General features: G+C 46.7%; 1 protein-coding gene. It reads right to left on the bottom strand.

All coding sequences use genetic code 11. The features are described 5' to 3' along the window. Nucleotides 1-34 precede the first annotated feature (34 nt). A partial coding sequence (locus tag F0U47_RS22885; RefSeq protein ID WP_149752367.1) for a 4CSP family protein occupies nt 35-415 on the bottom strand: 381 nt, incomplete at its 5' end.

The raw sequence follows: 415 nt of genomic DNA on the forward strand, positions 1-415 counted from the left end.
GGCACATTTCATAGCTTAGTTTAGCATTTGTGTCTTAAGCTTTGATTTCACGAAGCTCCTTTTCGTATTTGGCTGTAAATTTATTTTCGGGGTCGTATTTAGCGGTCAGCTCATTCCAGGATTTGCTTTCGTTATTAATTAGATGGCCGATAACACGTCGAGTACCCTTCTTCTGGGCTTCGGTACATTTCGCGCATTCGGTCTCGAGTGCCTCCCTGATGTGTTCCTTCAACTCCTTAGCGTCAGGGGCACACCTGTCCTTGTCGAGGATACATTTGATGTAAGGCTGAAGAAGTCGAGAATTGCTGAGGACCTCATCTAAATTAACGTTGTCGTAGCGAACGGTGTACTTGTCGTCAGGTCTGGCGAGAGCCACGGCCAAAACGGCAAACAGGCAGAATGCGATGAGGGAATT

The organism is Nocardioides antri, assembly GCF_008373765.1.
Lineage (GTDB): Bacteria > Actinomycetota > Actinomycetes > Propionibacteriales > Nocardioidaceae > Nocardioides > Nocardioides antri.